This window comes from Citrobacter sp. Marseille-Q6884 (assembly GCF_945906775.1).
Classification (GTDB): Bacteria; Pseudomonadota; Gammaproteobacteria; order Enterobacterales; family Enterobacteriaceae; genus Citrobacter.
Window position 1 is genome coordinate 371,301 of sequence record NZ_CAMDRE010000001.1, and the last position, 22,057, is coordinate 393,357.

Consider the following 22,057-nt stretch of genomic DNA (forward strand, 5'->3'; position numbering starts at 1 on the left):
ACATCCTCGGAAAATGAACGATATCGCGCATAACCTGGCACATGTCCGGGACAAAATCTCAGCCGCCGCGACGCGTTGCGGGCGGTCTTCAGAAGAAGTTACGTTACTTGCAGTCAGCAAAACCAAACCTGCGAGCGCCATCGAAGAAGCCATTGCCGCAGGGCAACGCGCGTTTGGCGAAAACTATGTTCAGGAAGGGGTGGATAAAATCCGCTACTTCAAAGAAAACGGTGTCGAGGGCCTGCAATGGCACTTTATCGGTCCGTTACAGTCCAACAAAAGCCGACTGGTGGCTGAACATTTTGACTGGTGCCATACGATAGACCGTTTGCGTATCGCGGCCCGTCTCAGTGAGCAGCGCCCGCCACACTTGCCGCCGCTGAATGTACTGATTCAAATTAACATCAGCGATGAGAACAGTAAGTCGGGTATTCCGCTTACAGAGCTGGATGCCCTGGCCGCAGAAGTCGCCGCCCTACCGCGAATTACCCTGCGCGGGTTAATGGCGATCCCGGCGCCAGAGTCAGATTATGTAAGGCAGTTTGAAGTTGCACAGCAAATGGCTGTAGCATTTGCCGGGCTGAAAACGCGTTACCCGGATATCGACACACTCTCACTGGGCATGTCTGATGATATGGATGCCGCCATCGCGGCGGGTAGCACGATGGTGCGCATTGGCACTGCTATTTTTGGTGCTCGTGATTACACAAAAAATTAAGGAAAACTGAGGAACACCATGAATACGTTGACCTTCCTGCTCTCAACGGTAATTGAGCTTTATACCATGGCGCTGCTATTGCGCGTGTGGATGCAGTGGTCCCGCTGCGATTTTTACAATCCGTTCTCACAGTTTATTGTGAAAATCACCCAGCCTGTTATTGGGCCGTTACGCCGTATCATTCCCCCGATGGGGCCGATTGACAGCGCCTCGGTCGTGGTCGCGTTAATTCTCAGCTTTATCAAGGCGATAGTGTTGTTTAAAGTGGTGACGTTCCAGCCGATTATCTGGATAGCCGCTGTGCTGATTGTCCTGAAAACCATCGGATTGTTGATTTTCTGGGTATTGCTGGTGATGGCGATCATGAGCTGGGTCAGCCAGGGTCGCAGCCCTGTGGAATACGTCCTGATGCAACTGGCAGATCCGCTGCTGCGCCCCATCCGCCGTATACTCCCGGGAATGGGCGGAATCGACTTTTCTCCGATGATCCTGGTGCTGCTGCTTTACGTCATCAACATGGGGATCGCTGAAGTATTACAGGCGACAGGCAACATGCTGCTGCCGGGGCTGTGGATGGCGCTATGAGTGCCGTCACCCCCTGCGACGACGGTCTGGTTTTACGGCTCTACATTCAGCCTAAAGCCAGCCGTGACAGTATTGTGGGTTTACATGGCGACGAAGTAAAAGTCGCCATTACCGCCCCGCCTGTCGATGGCCAGGCGAACAGCCATCTGGTGAAATTTCTCGGTAAACAGTTCCGCGTGGCGAAAAGCCAGGTCGTCATTGAGAAGGGCGAGCTTGGTCGCCACAAACAGGTTAAAATCATTCATCCGCAACAGATCCCGCCAGAAATTGCGGCGCTAACTGATTAGGTATCCCATGCAAAAAGTTGTCCTCGCGACCGGCAATGCCGGTAAAGTGCGTGAACTCGCCTCTCTTCTGAGCGATTTCGGGCTTGATGTCGTTGCTCAAACGGATCTGGGCGTTGATTCAGCGGAAGAGACCGGCTTGACCTTTATTGAAAATGCCATTCTGAAAGCGCGTCATGCTGCGCAAATCACCGGCCTGCCTGCCATTGCCGATGACTCCGGTCTGGCTGTTAATGCGCTGGGTGGCGCACCGGGTATTTATTCCGCCCGCTATTCCGGTGAAGACGCGACCGATCAACAGAACCTGGAAAAACTGCTGCACACCCTGCGGGATATCCCGGAAGAAAATCGTCAGGCGCAGTTCCATTGCGTGCTGGTGTACATGCGCCATGCAGACGATCCCACCCCTATTGTTTGTCACGGAAGCTGGCCGGGTGTCATTACCCGTGAGCCTGCCGGAAACGGGGGATTTGGCTATGATCCGATCTTTTTTGTCCCCTCGGAAGGTAAAACCGCAGCGGAACTGACGCGTGAAAAGAAGAGTGCAATCTCCCACCGCGGACAGGCGCTGAAGCTGCTGTTGGATGCCCTGCGTAATGGTTAAGCTTCCACCGCTGAGTCTGTACATTCACATCCCGTGGTGCGTGCAGAAATGTCCTTACTGCGATTTCAACTCGCATGCGCTGAAGGGCGAAGTCCCTCATGATGACTATGTCGGACACCTGCTAAGCGATCTGGATGCCGACGCTGCCTACGCGCAGGGCCGTGAAGTAAAGACCATTTTTATTGGTGGCGGTACGCCGAGCCTGCTGTCCGGCCCGGCAATGCAAACGCTGCTGGATGGTGTGCGAGCGCGCCTGAACCTGGCGGCGGATGCTGAAATTACTATGGAAGCCAATCCTGGCACGGTTGAAGCCGATCGTTTCGTCGATTATCAACGTGCCGGAGTGAACCGTATCTCCATTGGCGTGCAAAGCTTCAGTTCGACCAAACTCGAACGTCTGGGACGTATCCACGGACCGGAAGAAGCCAAACGCGCAGCGCACCTGGCGAGCGGTCTGGGACTTCGCAGTTTTAACCTCGATCTGATGCACGGTTTGCCGGATCAGACGCTGGAAGAAGCACTGGGCGATTTGCAACAGGCGATCGCACTGAACCCGCCTCACCTTTCCTGGTACCAGCTGACTATCGAACCCAACACGCTGTTTGGCTCCCGTCCACCGGTGTTACCTGACGATGACGCACTGTGGGATATTTTTGAGCAAGGCCATACGTTGCTTACCGCCGCCGGGTATCAGCAATATGAAACGTCGGCCTACGCAAAACCGGGCTATCAGTGTCAGCACAATCTTAATTACTGGCGTTTTGGCGACTATCTCGGCATTGGCTGTGGAGCGCACGGCAAGGTCACGTTCCCTGACGGACGCATTCTGCGCACCACCAAAACGCGGCATCCACGTGGATACATGCAGGGGCGTTATCTGGAAAGCCAGCGAGATGTGGCTGAGGCCGATAAGCCATTCGAGTTCTTTATGAACCGTTTCCGGTTACTGGAAGCCGCGCCGCGTGCTGAATTCACACAATACACCGGGCTTGCTGAAGACGTTATACGTAAAGAGATCGATGAAGCCATCGCGCAGGGATATCTCACTGAGAGCGAAGCGTTCTGGCAGATTACCCAGCACGGTAAGCTGTTTTTAAACTCTCTGCTGGAGCTGTTTCTGGCGGAGTAATGCCGAAAATCAGGTAAGACGGCAGCTGCGCTTACCTGCCCTGCAGGGGGTAGGGAGATAAGCGCAGCTACCTTTATCGATTAATACTGATTAAACATCGTCTGGATCTGTTTAGGATCTTTGGTTTGAGTCAACGCCAGTTGCAACAGCACACGTGCTTTTTGCGGATTCAACGAGCCTGAAGCGACGAAACCATATTTAGCATCATCCACTTCTGCATCCTGAGTGGTCGCGCCCGTTGGTACACGGGAGGAACGCACGACAACGGTACCCTTATGCGCGGCAGTCGCCAGCGTATCGAAAACCGTTTTATACAGGTTGCCATTACCCACACCCGCACTGACGATCCCCGCATAACCCGCGTCCACCAGCGCTTTTGCTGGCAGATCGGACGCGTTAGCGTAGTTATAAACAATTCCCACCTTCGGCAGTTCGTTCAGCTTAGAGACATCGAACGGTGTTTCGGTGGTGTGCTTACGCGCAGGTGTGCGCTGGTAGTCGATTTTGCCGTTATGAATGTAGCCCAGCGGGCCGTAGTTAACGGATTTGAAGGTGGCAACATCGGTGGTGTTGGTTTTGGTCACATCACGACCATCCAGGACGGTGTCGTTCATCACCACCAGCACGCCGCGGTTTGCAGACGCTTTGTCGGCCGCCGTTACCACGGCGTTATACAGGTTGAACGGGCCATCAGCGCTCATCCCCGTAGACGGACGCATGGCACCAACCAGCACGACCGGTTTGTTGCATTTGACGGTCAGGTCGAGGAAGTACGCGGTTTCTTCCATGGTATCCGTACCATGAGTTATCACGAAGCCGTCGGTTTTATCACACTCGGTATTGATCTTCTTCGCCAGCGTTAACCAGACGTCGTCGTTCATATCCTGAGAACCGATATTCACAACCTGCTCGCCCTTAACGACGGCAATATCTTTCAGTTGCGGCACAGCATCTACCAGATTTTCTACGCCGACTTTACCCGCCGTGTAGTTAGATTTTGTAGCGGAATCACCGCCGCCTGCAATCGTACCGCCGGTAGCCAGAATGGTGATATTAGGTAATGCCAGCGCCGCGCCGCTGAATCCCATAACCAGTGCGGCGAGTGCCGTTTTCCTGAAAAACTCCATGTTATTTCTCCAGTTACTTGAATTTGCTGCATTATGTCGATCTCACAGTTGAATAATGTGACGTCGTCCAATTAACCAGATTTATATTTCTACGAAATTGTCGTTCTTAGAGATGGATATCAAAAAAAACAGAAAAGTACAAAATAAAACGGCGCAGAATGTTTCTGCGCCGTTAAATAGAAGTGAAGGTTATTTCAGATTATTAACTAATGCTTTACGGTCATCTTCCAGCGTCACGACACGAGCACAAACATCTTTGCCAAACTGCTGGAAGTCTTTTTCCTGATTCTTCCACTCATTCTGGATCGACGTTTGCAAACCACCGAGGCTACCCAGCACGCCCTGCAGCGGATTACCGCCGCCTTTGAGCACGGCTTTTGCACCCATCTCGTTGATGCTATCCTGCAAAATGCCGCCCATCGCCTGATTCACCAGCTGCTGCCCGTCAGCGCGAACCTGATCAATCGCTTTATAATGGAAGGTCAGACCGTCCGTACGATGCTCGATAATCCGGTTCATCTGCTCTTTTAATTGGGCATCAAGTTTGGTCAAGCGGCTGCGCATATTACTGCTTTCGCCCACTTCTTTGGCGATGATTTTATCCAGCGCCACGCGGCCTTTCTCTACGCGCGCTCTGGCACCTTCGTCAATCCACGGCAGGCTGCTACGCAACGCCGCCTGATAATCTTTAGCCTGCTCGCGCTGTGCGGCGCTCAGGGTGTACTGCTTGCCATTAAAGGTGACATTCCCGGCCGGTGTAATCACCAGGTCGCCGTTTTCACCCTTCACCTGCACCGTTTGCGGGCTCAAAATCACATCGTCACGTGGGGTGACGCTGCACTGGTAATCGGCATGTGCGGCCATCGCCGTGAACGTAAGAACTGCCGCCAGCAGCGTTTTGCGCATCATATCTATCCCTCAAGACAAATCGGGCCGGCATTTGCCGACCCTCTGCTACTTAGTCCCACCAAACATCGAAAAGTTCGCTGGTGCGCACTTCTTCAAGTTTGTGCTCTTCCAGCCACTTACGGACAATCGCCTGATGTTCTTCCGTGCATTTGCCGATTTCCTGCAGGCAGATCAGACCTTCCCAGGCCAGATAGCCGCTGCCGTCAAACGCCAGCTTGTTCGGCTCAATCACTTCATCGATAAAGTCATCAACGATTTTATCGACCTGCTCTCCAGATGTACCTTCCGGGAAACGCCATGCAACCGAAAATCCGACTTCCTGGAATTCGTCGATATGCATTTTTTTACGCAGACGACGGCTACGGTTCTTTGCCATTATTTCACCCTCTCGAACATTAAGTCCCATACGCCGTGGCCAAGACGATGACCACGTTGTTCAAATTTGGTTACCGGGCGCGATTCCGGGCGCGGTACATAATCGTTACTCTCTGACTGGTTTTTATACCCGTCAATTGAGGACATCACTTCAAGCATGTGTTCCGCATAAGCTTCCCAGTCGGTTGCCATGTGGAACACGCCGCCCAGCTTCAGCTTACTTTTCACCAGCTCAGCAAACGGTACCTGAACGATACGGCGTTTATTATGACGTGCTTTATGCCACGGGTCAGGGAAAAAGAGCTGAACCATAGATAAAGAATTGTCAGGAATCATTTTATGCAGCACTTCAACGGCATCATGACACATGACGCGCAGGTTGCTGACACCCTCTTCATGGGCGGAAGCCAGACACGCGCCGACGCCCGGCGAGTGAACTTCAATGCCGAGGAAATTTTGCTCCGGGCGCGCTTTCGCCATGGCGACCAGCGAAGCCCCCATCCCAAAACCAATCTCAAGCGTCACCGGCGCTTCACGACCAAACAGCGCGGCGAAATCCACGGGATCTTCGCTGAACTCAACGCCCATCACCGGCCAGTAGTTTTCCAGCGCGTGTTCCTGCCCTTTCGTCAGTCGCCCCTGGCGACGAACAAAACTACGAATCCGGCGCAGAGGGCGGCCGTTTTCATCAAATTCCGGTGAAATGACGTCGTTCTTCATAAAAGTTTAGTCTGCTGTGTTTGAGGTCTGAAAACGGGCATTATCCAAAGTTAGTTGCCGGATGCAAGTAAAGGAAGAAAGTGAGCACCGGAAAGTTCCGGTTTACACCCCGTTGCCTCTGTGCTGCAATCTTGCCCCCGGCAATAATGAAACGGTAATCATGCAAGCGTCTCAATTTTCAGCTCAGGTGTTGAGCTGGTACGACAAATACGGGCGGAAAACGCTGCCCTGGCAAATCGACAAGACGCCTTACAAAGTATGGCTCTCTGAGGTCATGCTGCAACAAACTCAGGTTGCGACCGTTATCCCTTATTTTGAGCGTTTTATGGCGCGCTTCCCAACGGTAGCTGATTTAGCCCATGCGCCGCTGGATGAAGTTCTGCATTTATGGACCGGGCTTGGTTATTACGCCCGCGCACGTAATCTGCATAAAGCCGCACAGCAGGTCGTCGCGCTGCACGGTGGCGTTTTTCCGCAAACTTTTGAGGAAGTCGCCGCTCTGCCTGGCGTTGGACGCTCCACTGCAGGGGCCGTCCTTTCGCTCTCTCTCGGTCAACATTTTCCAATCCTCGACGGCAACGTGAAGCGCGTGCTGGCCCGCTGTTATGCTGTAAGTGGCTGGCCGGGTAAAAAAGAGGTCGAGAAAAAACTCTGGGATTTGAGCGAACAGGTCACACCCGCTAACGGTGTTGAGCGATTTAACCAGGCCATGATGGATTTAGGCGCAATGGTCTGTACGCGTTCGAAGCCCAAATGCACCCTGTGCCCGTTACAAAATGGCTGCCTTTCTGCCGCGAATGAGAGCTGGTCGCTGTATCCCGGCAAGAAACCCAAACAAACGTTACCGGAACGTACCGGCTACTTTTTATTGATTCAGCATGATGATGACGTGCTACTCGCACAGCGCCCGCCAAGCGGATTATGGGGCGGATTATACTGTTTCCCTCAGTTTGAAGATGAAGATGGCGTACGTCAGTGGCTGGCGCAACGGCAAATTAACGCAGATAATCTGACCCAACTTAATGCGTTTCGCCATACGTTTAGCCATTTCCATTTAGATATTGTGCCTATGTGGCTTCCTGTGTCTTCATTCACCACCTGCATGGATGAAGGCAATGCGCTCTGGTATAACTTAGCGCAACCGCCGTCGGTCGGACTGGCAGCTCCTGTGGAGCGTTTGTTACAGCAATTACGCGCCGGTACGCATGTTTAACGCATCGGTCGATAAAGAGGATTATTTATGAGCAGAACAATTTTTTGTACTTTCCTGCAACGCGAAGCAGAAGGTCAGGATTTTCAGCTGTACCCGGGCGATTTGGGAAAACGCATTTACAACGAAATCTCGAAAGAAGCATGGGCACAGTGGCAGCATAAGCAAACCATGCTGATTAATGAGAAGAAACTCAACATGATGAACGTTGAGCACCGCAAATTGCTGGAACAAGAGATGATTAACTTCTTGTTTGAAGGCAAGGATGTGCATATTGAAGGCTATACGCCTGAAGAAAAAAAATAAGCACCGATTACTGGCAATCTCGTAGGCCGGATAAGGTGCTCGCACCACAATCCGGCAACGCGACACAACAACAAACACAACACGCACTTTCGGAATAATGAAAAAATTTCTCGCGCTTGCCGTTATTGCGCCGTTGCTGATCTCCTGTTCCAGTTCGACCAAAAAAGGCGATACCTATAACGAAGCCTGGGTCAAGGATACCAACGGTTTTGATATTCTGATGGGGCAGTTTGCCCATAACATCGAGAATCTGTGGGGGTTCAAGGAAGTGCTGATCGCGGGTCCGAAGGACTACGTAAAGTATACCGATCAGTACCAAACCCGCAGCCACATCAACTTTGATGACGGTACGATAACCGTCGAGACGATTGCCGGAACCGATCCTGCCGGACACCTGCGTCGGGCGATTATCAAGACATTGCTCATGGGCGATGATCCCGGCTCCGTCGATCTCTATTCCGATGTCGATGATATCAAGATTTCCAAAGAACCGTTCCTGTACGGACAGGTGGTCGATAATACCGGTCAGTCTATTCGTTGGGAGGGGCGTGCGACAAACTTCGCAAACTACCTGCTGCAAACACGCCTGAAAAGCCGCAGCAACGGTATTCGAATCATCTATAGCGTCACGATCAACCTGGTGCCGAACCACCTTGATAAGCGCGCGCATAAATACGTCGGCATGGTGCGTCAGGCTTCACGTAAATATGGCGTCGACGAGTCGCTGATTCTGGCCATCATGCAGACCGAATCCTCCTTTAACCCGTATGCGGTCAGCCATGCTGATGCACTGGGTCTGATGCAGGTGGTGCAGCACAGTGCCGGCAAAGATGTTTTCCGCTCACAGGGCCGCTCTGGTACGCCAAGCCGTAGTTTCCTGTTCGACCCGGCGAACAACATTGATACCGGTACCGCCTATCTGGCGATGCTTAACAATGTTTATTTGGGCGGTATTGATAATCCAACGTCACGTCGTTACGCGGTGATCACCGCATATAACGGCGGAGCGGGCAGTGTTCTGCGCGTTTTCTCAAACGATAAAATTCAGGCTGCCAATATTATCAACAGCATGACCCCGGGAGATGTTTATCAAACATTGACCACACGACATCCGTCTTCAGAATCACGCCGATACCTGTACAAGGTCAATTCCGCGCAGAAATCCTATCGACGCCACTAATCTTTCCCTCTCCTGCACCGTTAACCGGGTGCCAGGAGAGGCGAAAATGTTAACTACGTCACTCTTTTGCTTTGCAATTGGAAATTGTTTGCAAATATTTGTCACAGCTAACAAAAAAAGAGCCTCTCTCGTTGATAGAATCACATCATATAGCAACGGCAAATGTGCCTTTTAAAACATTCATCCGCATTACGGTGTGAGGAAATTAACATGAATCTTAAGCTGCAGCTGAAAGTTCTCTCGTTTCTGCAGTTCTGCCTGTGGGGTAGCTGGCTCACTACCCTCGGCTCCTATATGTTTGTCACCCTTAAATTCGACGGTGCATCCATTGGCGCTGTATATAGCTCGCTGGGGATTGCCGCCGTCTTTATGCCCACACTGTTAGGGATCGTGGCTGACAAATGGATCAGTGCGAAATGGGTGTATGCGCTTTGCCATCTGGTGGGTGCTGCGACGCTGTTCGCCGCGGCCGAAGTCACCACGCCAGGGGCGATGTTCTTTGTGATCCTGCTTAACTCCCTGGCCTATATGCCGACCCTGGGGTTAATCAACACCATCTCCTACTATCGCCTGCAATCCGCCGGAATGGACATCGTCACCGACTTCCCGCCAATCCGTATCTGGGGCACGATCGGGTTTATTATGGCAATGTGGGGGGTCAGCTTCTCTGGCTTTGAACTGAGCCATATGCAGCTTTATATCGGTGCCACGCTGTCTGTTGTGCTGGCGCTGTTCACCCTGACGCTGCCGCATATTCCGGTTGCCAATCAGCAAAAAAACCAGAGCTGGACATCAATGCTGGGTCTGGATGCCTTCGCCCTGTTTAAAAACAAGCGTATGGCAATTTTCTTCATCTTCTCGATGATGCTGGGTGCAGAACTGCAGATTACCAACATGTTTGGTAATACCTTCCTGCACAGTTTCGATAACAACCCGCTGTTCTCTGGTAGCTTTATCGTTGAACACGCGTCAGTAATGATGTCGATTTCGCAGATTTCTGAAACCCTGTTTATCCTGACCATCCCGTTCTTCTTAAGCCGTTACGGCATCAAGAACGTCATGCTGATCAGTATTGTGGCGTGGATGCTGCGTTTCGGTCTGTTCGCCTACGGTGACCCAACGCCGTTCGGTACCGTGCTGCTGGTGCTGTCGATGATTGTTTACGGTTGCGCCTTCGACTTCTTCAACATCTCCGGTTCCGTGTTTGTGGAAAAAGAAGTTCGACCAGAAATCCGTGCCAGCGCACAGGGTATGTTCCTGATGATGACCAACGGCTTCGGCTGTATCCTGGGGGGACTGGTGAGCGGTAAAGTGGTTGAATACTATACGCTGAACGGTATTACCGACTGGCAGACCGTGTGGTTAATCTTCGCGGGCTACTCGCTGGTTCTGGCCTTCGCATTCGTGGCGCTGTTTAAATATAAACACGTTCGCGTACCGGCAGGTTCTCAGACTATCGCGCATTAATTTTTCTGCCTGACGTACTTATCCGGCCTGCATGATTGCAGGCCGGATATGCGTTTAGCGCCATCCGGTATTTATTTCAGCACATACCCATACAAACGTTTAATACCATCCGCATCGGTCTCGCTGTACACCCCTTGCAACTCCGGTGAGAACCCCGGCAGCAGGTTTACCCCCTCTTCCAGCGCCAGGAAGTAACGCTGTACCGCGCCCCCCCATACTTCACCAGGAACCACGCACAACACCCCCGGAGGATAAGGCAACGCACCTTCTGCTGCGATACGACCAGCAGCATCACAAATACGCACCAGCTCAACATCACCACGAATGAAGGCGCTATTGGCATCCTGCGGGTTCATCGCCACGACCGGCAAACTCTCCTGACGGAACATCGCTTTTTGCAGATCCTTCACATCAAAACTGACGTACAGTGAGTGCATCTCCTGGCACAATTCACGCAGCGTGTAATCCCGGTAGCGTACCGGGTATTTGTTGAAAATGGTGGGCAGCACTTCTGCCAGCGGCGTATCGTCCTCAATGTGCTGTTCAAACTGCGCCAACATCGCCACCAGCTGCGCCATTTTCTCTGCGCTTTCTGCGGGTGTCAGCAGGAACAGAATCGAGTTCAGGTCGCACTTCTCCGGCACAATGCCATTTTCACGCAGGTAATGCGCCAGTATCGTCGCCGGAATACCGAACTCAGTATATTGCCCGGTTTGCGCATCGATACCTGGCGTGGTGAGCAATAGCTTGCAGGGATCGACAAAATACTGGTCGCGCGCGTAACCGGAAAAACCATGCCATTTCGCGCCCGGTTCAAAGCTAAAGAAACGACGCTCGCAGGCGATAGTCTCCGTCGGATAGGTTTCCCATGCTTTGCCATCGACCACAGGAGGAATGAACGGTTGGATCATCTTACAGTGGGCAATAATGGCTTTTCGCGCCTCGATCCCCAGCGTCACACATTCCGCCCACAACCGACGTCCACTTTCACCTTCATGGATTTTGGCATTCACATCCAGTGCGGCAAACAACGGATAAAACGGGCTGGTGGAGGCGTGCAACATAAACGCATTGTTCAGGCGTTTATGCGGGCAGAAACGCGCCTGACCGCGAATATGGTTATCTTTTTTGTGGATCTGCGAGGTTTGTGAGAACCCGGCCTGCTGTTTGTGCACCGATTGGGTCACAAAAATACCAGGATCGTTTTCATTGAGATCCAGCAGCAATGGCGAACCTTCGGCCATCATCGGAATGAACTGCTCATATCCAACCCAGGCTGAGTCAAACAGGATGTAATCACACAGACTGCCGATCTTGTCGATCACCTGCCGGGCGTTGTAGATCGTCCCGTCATAGGTGCCAAGCTGGATAATAGCCAGGCGGAACGGACGGGGCTCGTCAGCCTTTTCAGGTGCAACCTCACGGATCTGCCGGCGCAGATATTCTTCATCAAAGCAGTGCTCATCAATGCCGCCGATAAAACCAAACGGGTTGCGCGCTGCCTCAAGATAGACCGGCGTGGCTCCCGCCTGAATCAATGCGCCATGGTGATTCGACTTATGGTTATTGCGATCAAACAGCACCAGATCGCCGCGCGTCAGCAGCGCATTCGTCACGACTTTATTCGCAGCCGATGTGCCGTTCAGGACAAAGTAGGTTTTATCCGCATGGAAGACTTTAGCGGCAAATTTTTGTGCATGTTTGGCTGATCCCTCATGAATAAGCAGATCGCCCAACTTAACATCGGCGTTGCACATATCCGCGCGAAACACGTTCTCACCGAAGAACTCGTAAAAATGCCGACCCGCTGGATGCTTTTTGAAAAACTCACCGTGCTGATGACCCGGACAGGCAAACGTGCTGTTTCCCATTTCAACATACTGTGTCAGCGTGTCATAAAACGGCGGCAGCAGCGCGTCTTCGTAGCGACAGGCGGCGGACTCAAGCTCCAGCCAGTCCTGCGCATGACCGTTCATGACCGCTTCAACACCCGCAGGCGCGTCCATACTTTCGTCGGAGAAGATAAACACCGGTAAATGAAAACCTGTGCGTTTAAGCAACGTAAGGATCCCACTGCGGCTATCCGCAACGGTAATGACGACTGCCGCGACATCGGTAAAATCTGTACTGTCCAGCGACACCACCTGGCGGTGGGTAGACAGACGAGAGACCAGTTCACCACTGGCGGCAATATTCATTGATTTCATAAGCGCAAAACCCGTTTCGGGAAAGTCAAAAACCCCGGACAAAGTCGCAATGCTTTGCCCCACGAAATGACAGGTCAAACTGGTTACCAGCCCCGACCGCCAGACATCAGTAAAAGCAGATAGCCTCTGATTTTACTGTTATCCTGCAGTGAGCGTGCGCTGCCGTCACCGCATGGTGGGAGAATGAAGAGAGATCGCAGGAAGGGGCAAACGTCGCGCAAAAAGGCGATGTTGAAGGCGATGTAGGGGGAATAATAACATCCCAGGCAGCCCCATTCAGACAGGAGAAAATTCGCGCAATCATGGCACCTTTCCCCCTCGTGCGCAAGATTAAATCCTATGCATATCGCGCACAGATAAGCAGGCATTATTCATGACAATAACGCCATAATAATGCACTCTGAAAACATAACTATATCCAAATAATTGCCCTTATCATCACGTTGATGACGGGGATGCAGGAGTGAATGTGGTAATCGGACCTTTTATTAATGCCAGCGCTGTTTTACTTGGCGGTGTTCTCGGCACACTGCTCAGCCAGCATTTACCAGAACGTATTCGAGTCTCAATGACCTCCATCTTTGGGTTGGCGTCGTTGGGTATAGGGATTCTACTGGTCATCAAGTGCGCCAATTTGCCGGTTATGGTTCTGGCAACGCTGGTTGGGGCTCTGATTGGCGAGATTTGCCATCTGGAAAAATGGATCAACACGGCCGTCGCCAAAGCACAGCAGCTTTTCACGAAGTCTGATGTCAATGCCACACATGAGTCGTTTATCCAAAGTTATGTGGCCATCATTGTGCTTTTTTGCGCCAGCGGTACCGGGATATTCGGTGCGATGCATGAAGGGATGACTGGCGATCCGAATATTTTAATCGCCAAGTCCTTTCTCGATTTCTTCACTGCAGCCATCTTCGCCTGTTCACTGGGCATCGCGGTCTCCGTCATTTGCGTACCGATGCTCGCAATCCAGCTGACGCTTGCCACCTGCGCGGCACTTATTTTACCGCTGACGACACCTGTCATGATGGCTGATTTTAGCGCCGTAGGCGGCCTGCTGTTACTGGCAACCGGTTTACGCATTTGTGGCATCAAAATGTTTGCGGTCGTTAATATGCTCCCTGCGCTACTACTGGCAATGCCGCTTTCCGCAGCATGGACTGCATTTTTTGCCTGAGAACGCGTGCAATACCAGCAATCTGGTGATAGATTGTCCAGTCTGCGTTGATTTGAAGAAATTTCGTTGACGAAACGAAGCGAATCGGTTTTAATGCGCCTCGTTGCCCGGATAGCTCAGTCGGTAGAGCAGGGGATTGAAAATCCCCGTGTCCTTGGTTCGATTCCGAGTCCGGGCACCACTATTTAGAAGAACCAGCCTACGGGCTGGTTTTTTGCTTTTCAGGGTTCCGGTAGATTTCTGGTCACCCTGGACGGCATCTTGAAAGCCTCGGTTTTGGGCATAAAGCCTATTCACTTCGGTAGAGGCGCCAGCATAGGCAAGTTGATAACACACCTAAAAAACAGCGTTATAAAGGTCGCTTTCGTTCCCTTTAATCACTTCTTTAGTTTTGTTGGCATATGCTGGCGCGACATCGTCTTCTGCTTATCCGATTAGAATAAAATCATCAATATCGATGCTTTTAGCGTTTACGTTTTCTAAAGTAATGACATTGCCATTAACAGGATCGCCGATGGTAATCACGGTACTGTTACTGGCTCCCCCGGCAATCTTGACGCTGCTGGCAAAATTCGCCACACCAATGCCTAATAAACTCAGATCGAGGTAGTCCTGCCCTCCGCCGGGATTGCTATCGAAACCGTTGGTAATACGGTCTCGCCCAAAGTTTTGGCTAAAGACGAAGATGTCATTCCCTGAACCTCCTGTCATGATATCAGCGCCCTGGCCACCATCGAGCCTGTCGTTACCCGCTCCGCCTGTCATATTATCGTTGCCGGCCCCGCCCTGAAGGTTATCGGCACCGTCACCGCCATCAAGGGTGTCATTTCCTGCCCCGCCGTTGAGCGTGTCGTTACCTCCCAGACCATACAAAAAGTCATTGCCGCTGCCACCGTTGATGGTGTTGGCAATGGCATTCCCTCTGCCGGTGAAAGTACCTGTCCCGGTGAACACCAGGGTTTCAACGTTATTGGTCAACGTGTAATTGTGGAGGGCGGTCTGGACAGAGTCTGTCCCGCCATTAAGCCCCTCCTTGACAACATCCATCGCATTATCAACCAGATACGTATCATCTCCGGAACCACCTGTCATGCTATCGGCACCCTGCCCACCATCGAACCTGTCGTTACCCGCTCCGCCTGTCATGTTATCGTTGCCGGCCCCGCCCTGAAGGTTATCGGCACCATCACCGCCATCAAGGGTGTCATTTCCTGCCCCGCCGTTGAGCGTGTCGTTACCTCCCAGACCATACAAAAAGTCATTACCGCTGGCACCGTTAATGGTGTTGGCAATGGCATTCCCTCTGCCGGTGAAAGTACCTGTCCCAGTGAACACCAGGGTTTCAACGTTATTGGGCAACGTGTAATTGTGGAGAGTGGTCTGGACAGTATCGGTCCCGCCATTAAGACCTTCTGTGACGAAATCTCCAGCATTATCAACAATATAGGTGTCATTACCGAGAGCGCCCACCATCACATCGGCCCCGAGACCGCCGTTGAGGGTATCGCTGCCAGCCCCACCGTTGAGCGTGTCGTTGCCGCCCCCACCGTTCAGGACATCGTCGCCGAGCCCCCCATTGAGGACGTCAATGCCGTTCCCGCCATTGAGGACGACGTTGTGGTTGACAACAACCGGCGGTTTATCGAGCTGACTCGTCCCGAAAATGTTCTCGGGAAGATTGGTCAGGCCCGTGTTGCGTGCCACGATCCCGGCAAAGCCCTGCTCCTCGAGAACCTCGTAGAGGTCCAGATGCTCCACACGGTCGAGATAATACAGCCGGTCACCTTCCTGTATCCGGTCAAGTTGCTCGTGGATAATGACCCAGAAAGTCTGGCCGACCACACCGCCATTGATGTGCTTCTCAGCGAGTCCTCCGACGAACAGATCAACTCGGTCGATGCCTTTGACGGTGTTTCCGTTGACAAATTTATAGCCAGGATTTGCCGACAGGAAGCCTGCCATTTGCGACTCTTCCAGCACGAGGTCTGGATAGGCCTGCCTGAATTGCGCGATGACGGTGTCGCTGAGATCGTTCCGTGCCTGGAAGTCCTCCCACGAACTGTAGGGTGTGAGATCGCCGGCAAAGCTTACTGCCTCCTTCACATACGGATCCAGAGAGGCCATCAGGTCGGCCCGGATCTGGTTCATCGAACCCAGACCGACGTCCCACTCGCGGGCAACGTCGAAGGCGAACACATCAGCACTCATGCGAACGAGGTCGTTTCGGACAGCATCAACGATATTGACGTCGACCTCTTCCGCAGGCTGGACAACACCACCGGCAATGATCCCTGCGACACCGAGTTGCTCATATCCCGGCTGTGGAGAATAAGGCAATTGCGCTTTGGGCAAGGTGAACGCGCTCATATCGTTCGTCGGGTTGAGGAATGCGTCGAACAGCGGTACCTGCGTTGCATTGCCCTGAGCATCTAACACCGTGAGCGTCTGCCCTATCAGCGAATGGCCGAAGCGGTAAGCTGCCGTCGCGAACTCGTGCGAGACGCGTGCATCCACTTCCGGATTGTACTCGGCGAAGCCGTGATCGCCCTCGCCTCTCATGCCACCAAGCAACTTGTTGGCAAAGTCGGTGTAAATAACGCGCTGATATTCCGCTTCGTTAATGATCTTGGCAGCCTGGAACAGCTCTTCAGCGGTTCCATTAAATCCGGCTTCGAGCAATCCGTTGACATGGAAGTTGTGATTCCGCTCCCAGATGTTGTGGATCGCGGTGAGTGCGATGTTCTCGTTCGCACGTCCATCACCCGCCACGTAGTGGTCGAGCAGGCTGATAAAGGGGTTGGTGTCGAGTAGCAGCGCAAAGCCACTTCCCATGAAATTAGAGGTCATGGCAGGAAGCATCGCCTGGTTGATAACGCCATTGCTGTCGACCAGCCCTGCGAAGTACTCCCGAAAAGTGACGCTGTGGTCGCCCGGCAGCGAGCTGTCGGTGAACCGCGTGTTGTTGTTCCAGTGATGGAGGATCAGTTCACTCAGCGTGGGCAATAGCCTGAAATTTGGATTTGAGGGATCCACGCCGCCCTCTAATAGCTTGCCCGTAAACCCGCCCAGTCCATCGCCTTCTCGCAGGAACTGACCGACGAGTTCGTTAGAGCCATAAGTTTGGTTCTGGTCAGCGAATGGCGATGTCTTATTGAGATGCTGCGGGATTCCATTGGCATCAATACTGTCAACGGTACCGCGAGTCAGGTCCGCGGGATTGGGAACCGAGCCCGGAGCGCCAATCTGGATCGTTCCGTTACCTCCCTTACCGAGGAAATCGAGACCGTGATCGAAGTACTGACCGAAGGCCGTGAATAAGCTGTTCACGCCAGCGGCGTTGCCGGAAAGGTTTGCTTCCTGTGCGCCAAGGACATTGCTGATGGTACGCGGATCCAGTCCAGAAAACAGCGGGTTGATGTCGCGGTTGTGAGTCGTCTCATTCCAGGCACCGTAGTGCGCGTCGGTGAGTCGAATGAACGGCTGATCGGCTGAACCATAGTCAAGGTGAACGCGGTTATTACCGGTGCCTTCGAGATCGCGGATCCCGAGCGCATCGTTGTCTTCACCTCCTTCAAGTCCGTTGACCAGATTCTTCAGGTTGGCGACATCACTGGCGGTGAGCGGGAAAGCACCGTCGCCGCCGACATCATCATTATCATCGTCATCGTCATCGGCTTCCGTCGATGTTTCCTTGCGCGCCAGGAGAATGGGATCGGTAGGTTTCAACCTGGTGTTCATACCGTCAGGCACCGCTATCTTGTCCTGAGTCAGCGTAGAAACCTTGGATCTCGGTGCCTGCTCAATAACCGCCTGCGGCGACGGCGTGCCAAACACATCATTCAGACCTATGCCGAGCACCGGATCGGTACCTTTGTTCACTTCAACTGCAGATAAGAAACTGGCGGTCCGGTTGCTGGTAATCCATGACGGCGGATCCATAACCGACCCTATCCCAGCGTATCCCGCGTGAAACGAGGAATCAAAAAAGTGCAGGAAGGAAAGGTCTGTGGCACCAAACTTGCCTTGCCCTGTGACCAGGTGGTTAAAACTAGCCTCGAAGGTTCGCAGACTGAATGGCGCAGGACAGTTAGATAATATACTGAAGTTGAGATCGTCAGCATCCGTTTGTGCTATAGGTATTTGTTTGAGGGTATATTTCAGGTCGGGTTTTATGTCATTCTTCATTTTCATTTCTCTCAATAATGATTATGAAAGGCACGAAAAGGCGAAGCCGGTAGCGGCACTCGAATTACGCGTCTGGAATTGCTAACTGAGCGAATAGGCAGAGCGACTTCGAGCTCCGGATGGGCGCACGACCTATATATATCCCCCCTTTAACTTCACAAAAGACCCTATGATGGATATGCTCAGCCCCCACTGGAAAATCGCGACGACTTACTTTGCCAAAGTGATAGCAGGTTTCAGAAAAGCGATCCCCTGATATTGAATAAAGCCAAAAAAATAACATCCGTCAATGAGTAGAAACAATATTTAAATTTCGAATAACAAAAAAATCATCAATATTACACAGTGAATACAGCCCCCAGCATTTAACCGAACAACGCTGCGTTAATGGCTTCTTTTTAATTATCATTAAATTCAATGCTCTATGAAAATAGATCCAGATAAATATGGAGCCATATCATAAAGAAAAAATTAACTATCAATCAATCCGCACTAATATAAATGATATAAAAGTTTAAATAGCGACAATAGAAATAATACATTCTCATTACCGCTTTGCTGACATGCCGGAGCTAAATTATATTAATATGTCACTAACAACATAAAATTAAGTCATTATATGTGATGTTAAACTTGCTTATGCTGCTTCGATTATGATTTGCCTGACTGGATGTACGGAATAGCTCCGTATTTCTGTTTTACTGCGTTACGTTAACCCCAGACTGTTGCAGGCTGGGGGATTAGCATGTTTACTCGTTCGGGTATATATCAGCCATATTTAGTGTGGCTCAAAGTGGCTTAAATTTATAAGAGCCTTACTGTCGAGACTATACATATCACGATAATTCCCATAATAATCAATATTGCTGAGTATCGGGTGATTGTTATTCTTATCACTAATATGAATAATCAGCTCGCTGGGACTGCATTTAATCGGGCTGGACAAATTTGAATCTTGTAAGTACCAGACATCCTCTTTTTTATTAAAGCAGGTAGCATGGCAGGACTGGCCATCACGAGAGGTAAGAATGCACATCAGGCTATCCTGCTTTTGCTCTAGTTGATGAAGATTATCTAACTGGGAAGCCCATACCTGTGCATCCTTACGACCAGCCTGGATCTGGGCAGGAAGCCCATAAGTTTGATTAATTAACTCCGTGATTTTAGCGCCCCAAATACGGCTGGTTTTCACAGTATTTATCATATCAGACAGATCATAATTCTCACCATAATTCATTAACTTGTTCTTTTGCTTATCTTTGAGTATAAATTTTTCATTTTGCTCTAACTCAGACATAACAAGTTTTTTGGCTTTTGCTGAAGACTTTCCTTCCTGTACATACATGGTCTTCAGTTCCTCAACTTCTGTATTCTGGCGATTTTGTATGGCCGATAACAAAAGCTCCAGACGACGCGGAGTCAACGCCAGAAAGGGTCTTTCTTGTCTTTCACACCAGGCGGCAAGGTAATGATTATTAGCATGTGTAGCACAGCTTCCAGATTTAGAAAACTGCTGCTCATGATACAAACCTGAGTCAGCATCAATGCCACGTATACTCTCAAAGTATGGTTTGGATAACGCATTTTGCATGCTCGCTGATACGAGGTCATCCGCGTTGATGGCTGATTGCGTGTTAAGCGCCGCGTCTCCCGGAGGTGTCCATTCAGCCTGCTCGTTTAACCTTAAAATGCGCAGACAAAAATCAGAGACCGCCAGCCGTGTCTCCGCAATTCTTTTATGCAGAATGAGTTTTTCATTGTGTGACAGATGCTTATGATTGTTTCCCGTCAGTTCTTTTTGCGACAATGAAGAGGTGAGTATTTGACTCTCTTCCGTCATTATCGCCTTATAAAGTGCACCATGTTTATTAAAATCACTATTGTTGACAGAATCATACAGCCTTTTCGCAAGCTCTGCCGTTACCGCTTTATGATCGATATCCTTAGCATGTCTGGCATCCATTTTTCCAATTTCCGCAGCCAGCTGGGTATTTTTTTCGTTCACATAGTGCTGCATGTTCATCAAATCATCTATTTGCCGATGACACTCTGTTTGTTTTATTGTCTGAACATGAGATAACGTGCCCATCTGCACATTTTTTAGATCAGGGGCATGAGTTTCATGACCGTGCCTCTTTGCATGCAGCGTTCCATTTTTAACCGACTTTATTATTGTTGAAAAGTGGGATTGTGATTTTTTATCTTGAGGAAAATCGTGAGTCATACTACTCACGTGATGCATTGATGCTTTGTTAATAACAATTGGCATGTTGATGTCCTGAAGTATTTATTTTATAGTTGTGAATACACCTTACCCTTTGGATGATGTATCAATAATACTTAGTGCGGTTCAAAATGGCTGAAGTCTACAGCAGAATTGCTGTCAAGATTATACCATCTACGATATTCTCCAACATCCTCAATATGTCTCAGTATAGAGTGACTGTTATCCATCCCACACAGATGGTTAACCAGATCACTGGGGCGGCATATAATTGGACTGGGTAAATTCGAATCCTGTAAATACCACTCCCCTTCTTTTTTATTAAAACAGACAGCATGACATATTTTCTTATCAGACGAGGCAAAAATGCATATCAGACTATCCTGTTTTTCCTCTAATTGATGAATACCATCAGGCTGGTAATACCATGACAAGGCATCGTTGTGGACTGAATCAACCTGAGTGGGTAGTCCATAAGATTGATTAATTAACTCAACTATTTCATGCGACCAAATGTTAGGCGTTATCACAGTGTCTTTTACATTATAAGTGCCATAATATTTACCATATTCCACCAGCGTATTTTTATTTTCATCATTGAGTATATATTTTTCATTTCGTTTTAATTGTGAATGCACGACGGCTTTCGCATCTGCAGAAAATTCTTCATTTTGTTGGGCATACATGGTCTCCAGTTCCTTAACTTCCGTATTCTGGCGATTCTGTATTGCTGAAAGTAAAAGTTCCAGACGCCGTGGAGTCAGCGCCAGAAAGGGTCTTTCTTCTCTCGCACACCAGGCAGCAAGATAGTGGTTATTCGCGTGGGTAGCGCAAGTTCCTGATTTATAAATCTGCTGTTCATGATACAAACCGGACGCAGAATCAATACCACGCTTACTGTCGAAGTAAGGTTTGGATAACGCATTCTGCAAGCTCGCAGATAACAGTTCATCCGCATTGATGGCTGATTGCGTGTTAAGCGCCGCTGATCCAGGTGGCGTCCATTCTGCCTGCTCATTCAATCTTAAAATACGCAGGCAAAAATCAGCGACCGCCAGTTTTGTCTCGGCCGCTTTTTTCTGCAGAACGAGCTTTTCATTATGCGACAATGCTTGATTACTGCTTATTGCCCGTTCTTTTGGCGTCAGCGAAGAAGTGAGTATTTGACTCTCTTCCGTCATCACCATTTTATAAAGCGGACCGTAGCTATTAAAGTCATTATTATTCACTGATTCATTCAGTCTTTTTGCAAGTTCAACCGTTATCGCTTTTCTATCTATATATGAACCATTCCTGGCATCCATTTTATCAAGCTCTGCAGCCAGACTGGTGTTTTGTTCGTTAACATAACGCTGCATGTTCATTAAATCATCTATTTGTTTACGACACTCTGACTTGCTTTCATTTTTAACAAGAGATAGATTGTTTTTCTGTATATCTTGTTGCACAACAGCATGTGTCTTATGATTATGTCCCTTGACATGCAGCGTTCCATTTTTTACTGATTTTATTAATGTCGAAAAATGAGATTGTGATTTCGTATTTTGAGGGGAGGTTTGAGTAATGTTACTCACGTTATGTGCTGATGTTTTGCTGATAACAACTGGCATACTGATATCCTGAAATAAGTAATTTATCGTTTGTTATCAC

General features: G+C 50.3%; 18 protein-coding genes and 1 tRNA gene. 11 read left to right on the plus strand and 8 right to left on the minus strand.

What is annotated here, in order from left to right; translation table 11 throughout:
* The first annotated feature begins 13 nt into the window (after positions 1 to 13).
* The 5 genes from N7268_RS01635 to hemW are packed head-to-tail and all read left to right on the plus strand — an operon-like array spanning position 14 to position 3,320.
* Positions 14 to 718 carry a YggS family pyridoxal phosphate-dependent enzyme gene (locus N7268_RS01635; protein ID WP_260861582.1) on the plus strand — a complete coding sequence of 235 codons (705 nt, stop codon included), beginning with the start codon at positions 14 to 16 and terminating at the stop codon, positions 716 to 718.
* Positions 719 to 736: 18 nt separating this feature from the next.
* On the plus strand, positions 737 to 1,303 hold the full coding sequence (locus N7268_RS01640; RefSeq protein ID WP_198905824.1) for a YggT family protein: 567 nt from the start codon (positions 737 to 739) through the stop codon (positions 1,301 to 1,303).
* A complete protein-coding gene (gene yggU / locus N7268_RS01645; protein ID WP_003027101.1) occupies positions 1,300 to 1,590 on the plus strand; it encodes a DUF167 family protein YggU in 291 nt (96 codons plus the stop codon). Before N7268_RS01640 ends, yggU begins: the two co-directional genes overlap by 4 nt.
* A gap of 7 nt (positions 1,591 to 1,597) precedes the next feature.
* Positions 1,598 to 2,191 carry an XTP/dITP diphosphatase gene (locus tag N7268_RS01650; RefSeq protein WP_260861583.1) on the plus strand — a complete coding sequence of 198 codons (594 nt, stop codon included), beginning with the start codon at positions 1,598 to 1,600 and terminating at the stop codon, positions 2,189 to 2,191.
* Complete coding sequence (hemW, locus tag N7268_RS01655; protein ID WP_260861584.1) at positions 2,184 to 3,320, plus strand: radical SAM family heme chaperone HemW; 1,137 nt, start codon at positions 2,184 to 2,186, stop codon at positions 3,318 to 3,320. The genes N7268_RS01650 and hemW overlap by 8 nt, the downstream gene beginning before the upstream one ends.
* Positions 3,321 to 3,400: 80 nt before the next feature.
* On the opposite strand, the gene ansB is transcribed toward hemW, so the two are convergent.
* The 4 genes from ansB to trmB all read right to left on the minus strand — a co-directional run bounded on the left by ansB (position 3,401) and on the right by trmB (position 6,451).
* Positions 3,401 to 4,447, minus strand: a complete 1,047-nt coding sequence (gene ansB, locus N7268_RS01660; RefSeq protein WP_260861585.1) for an L-asparaginase 2 — start codon at positions 4,445 to 4,447, stop codon at positions 3,401 to 3,403.
* Positions 4,448 to 4,636: 189 nt separating this feature from the next.
* Positions 4,637 to 5,356 carry a DUF2884 domain-containing protein gene (locus tag N7268_RS01665; RefSeq protein ID WP_198905819.1) on the minus strand — a complete coding sequence of 240 codons (720 nt, stop codon included), beginning with the start codon at positions 5,354 to 5,356 and terminating at the stop codon, positions 4,637 to 4,639.
* Positions 5,357 to 5,405: 49 nt separating this feature from the next.
* The gene (locus tag N7268_RS01670) at positions 5,406 to 5,732 is read right to left on the minus strand and encodes a YggL family protein (RefSeq protein WP_260861586.1); all 327 of its coding nucleotides are present in this window, start codon (positions 5,730 to 5,732) and stop codon (positions 5,406 to 5,408) included.
* Positions 5,732 to 6,451, minus strand: a complete 720-nt coding sequence (trmB, locus tag N7268_RS01675; RefSeq protein ID WP_260861587.1) for a tRNA (guanosine(46)-N7)-methyltransferase TrmB — start codon at positions 6,449 to 6,451, stop codon at positions 5,732 to 5,734. The genes N7268_RS01670 and trmB overlap by 1 nt, the downstream gene beginning before the upstream one ends.
* A gap of 160 nt (positions 6,452 to 6,611) precedes the next feature.
* Here trmB and mutY point away from each other — a divergent pair, with 160 nt between their 5' ends.
* The 4 genes from mutY to N7268_RS01695 all read left to right on the plus strand — a co-directional run bounded on the left by mutY (position 6,612) and on the right by N7268_RS01695 (position 10,614).
* Entirely contained in the window at positions 6,612 to 7,664 is a 1,053-nt protein-coding gene (mutY, locus tag N7268_RS01680; RefSeq protein WP_260861588.1) for an A/G-specific adenine glycosylase, read from the plus strand.
* Between the two features lie 27 nt (positions 7,665 to 7,691).
* Entirely contained in the window at positions 7,692 to 7,967 is a 276-nt protein-coding gene (locus N7268_RS01685) for an oxidative damage protection protein (protein ID WP_016154409.1), read from the plus strand.
* Positions 7,968 to 8,064: 97 nt separating this feature from the next.
* Entirely contained in the window at positions 8,065 to 9,147 is a 1,083-nt protein-coding gene (mltC, locus tag N7268_RS01690) for a membrane-bound lytic murein transglycosylase MltC (protein ID WP_260861589.1), read from the plus strand.
* Between the two features lie 210 nt (positions 9,148 to 9,357).
* On the plus strand, positions 9,358 to 10,614 hold the full coding sequence (locus N7268_RS01695) for a nucleoside permease (protein ID WP_260861590.1): 1,257 nt from the start codon (positions 9,358 to 9,360) through the stop codon (positions 10,612 to 10,614).
* 71 nt (positions 10,615 to 10,685) lie between these two features.
* Here N7268_RS01695 and N7268_RS01700 read toward each other — a convergent pair whose 3' ends face one another.
* Positions 10,686 to 12,821 (minus strand): ornithine decarboxylase, encoded by a 2,136-nt coding sequence (locus tag N7268_RS01700; protein WP_260861591.1) that lies wholly within the window; start codon positions 12,819 to 12,821, stop codon positions 10,686 to 10,688.
* A 469-nt stretch (positions 12,822 to 13,290) separates the two neighbouring features.
* Here N7268_RS01700 and N7268_RS01705 point away from each other — a divergent pair, with 469 nt between their 5' ends.
* Together N7268_RS01705 and N7268_RS01710 are read left to right on the plus strand one after the other, a co-directional pair.
* Positions 13,291 to 13,998: a DUF554 domain-containing protein gene (locus tag N7268_RS01705; RefSeq protein ID WP_260861592.1), complete on the plus strand. Its 708-nt coding sequence runs from the start codon at positions 13,291 to 13,293 to the stop codon at positions 13,996 to 13,998.
* A 105-nt stretch (positions 13,999 to 14,103) separates the two neighbouring features.
* Positions 14,104 to 14,179: transfer RNA gene (locus N7268_RS01710), tRNA-Phe, on the plus strand.
* Between the two features lie 245 nt (positions 14,180 to 14,424).
* Here N7268_RS01710 and N7268_RS01715 read toward each other — a convergent pair.
* From N7268_RS01715 to N7268_RS01725, 3 genes are all read right to left on the minus strand, one after another.
* Complete coding sequence (locus N7268_RS01715; RefSeq protein ID WP_260861593.1) at positions 14,425 to 18,183, minus strand: peroxidase family protein; 3,759 nt, start codon at positions 18,181 to 18,183, stop codon at positions 14,425 to 14,427.
* Between the two features lie 778 nt (positions 18,184 to 18,961).
* Positions 18,962 to 20,452 carry a hypothetical protein gene (locus N7268_RS01720; RefSeq protein ID WP_260861594.1) on the minus strand — a complete coding sequence of 497 codons (1,491 nt, stop codon included), beginning with the start codon at positions 20,450 to 20,452 and terminating at the stop codon, positions 18,962 to 18,964.
* Between the two features lie 71 nt (positions 20,453 to 20,523).
* Positions 20,524 to 22,017, minus strand: coding sequence for a hypothetical protein (locus N7268_RS01725; RefSeq protein WP_260861595.1), 1,494 nt, complete (start codon positions 22,015 to 22,017; stop codon positions 20,524 to 20,526).
* Positions 22,018 to 22,057: the final 40 nt, after the last annotated feature.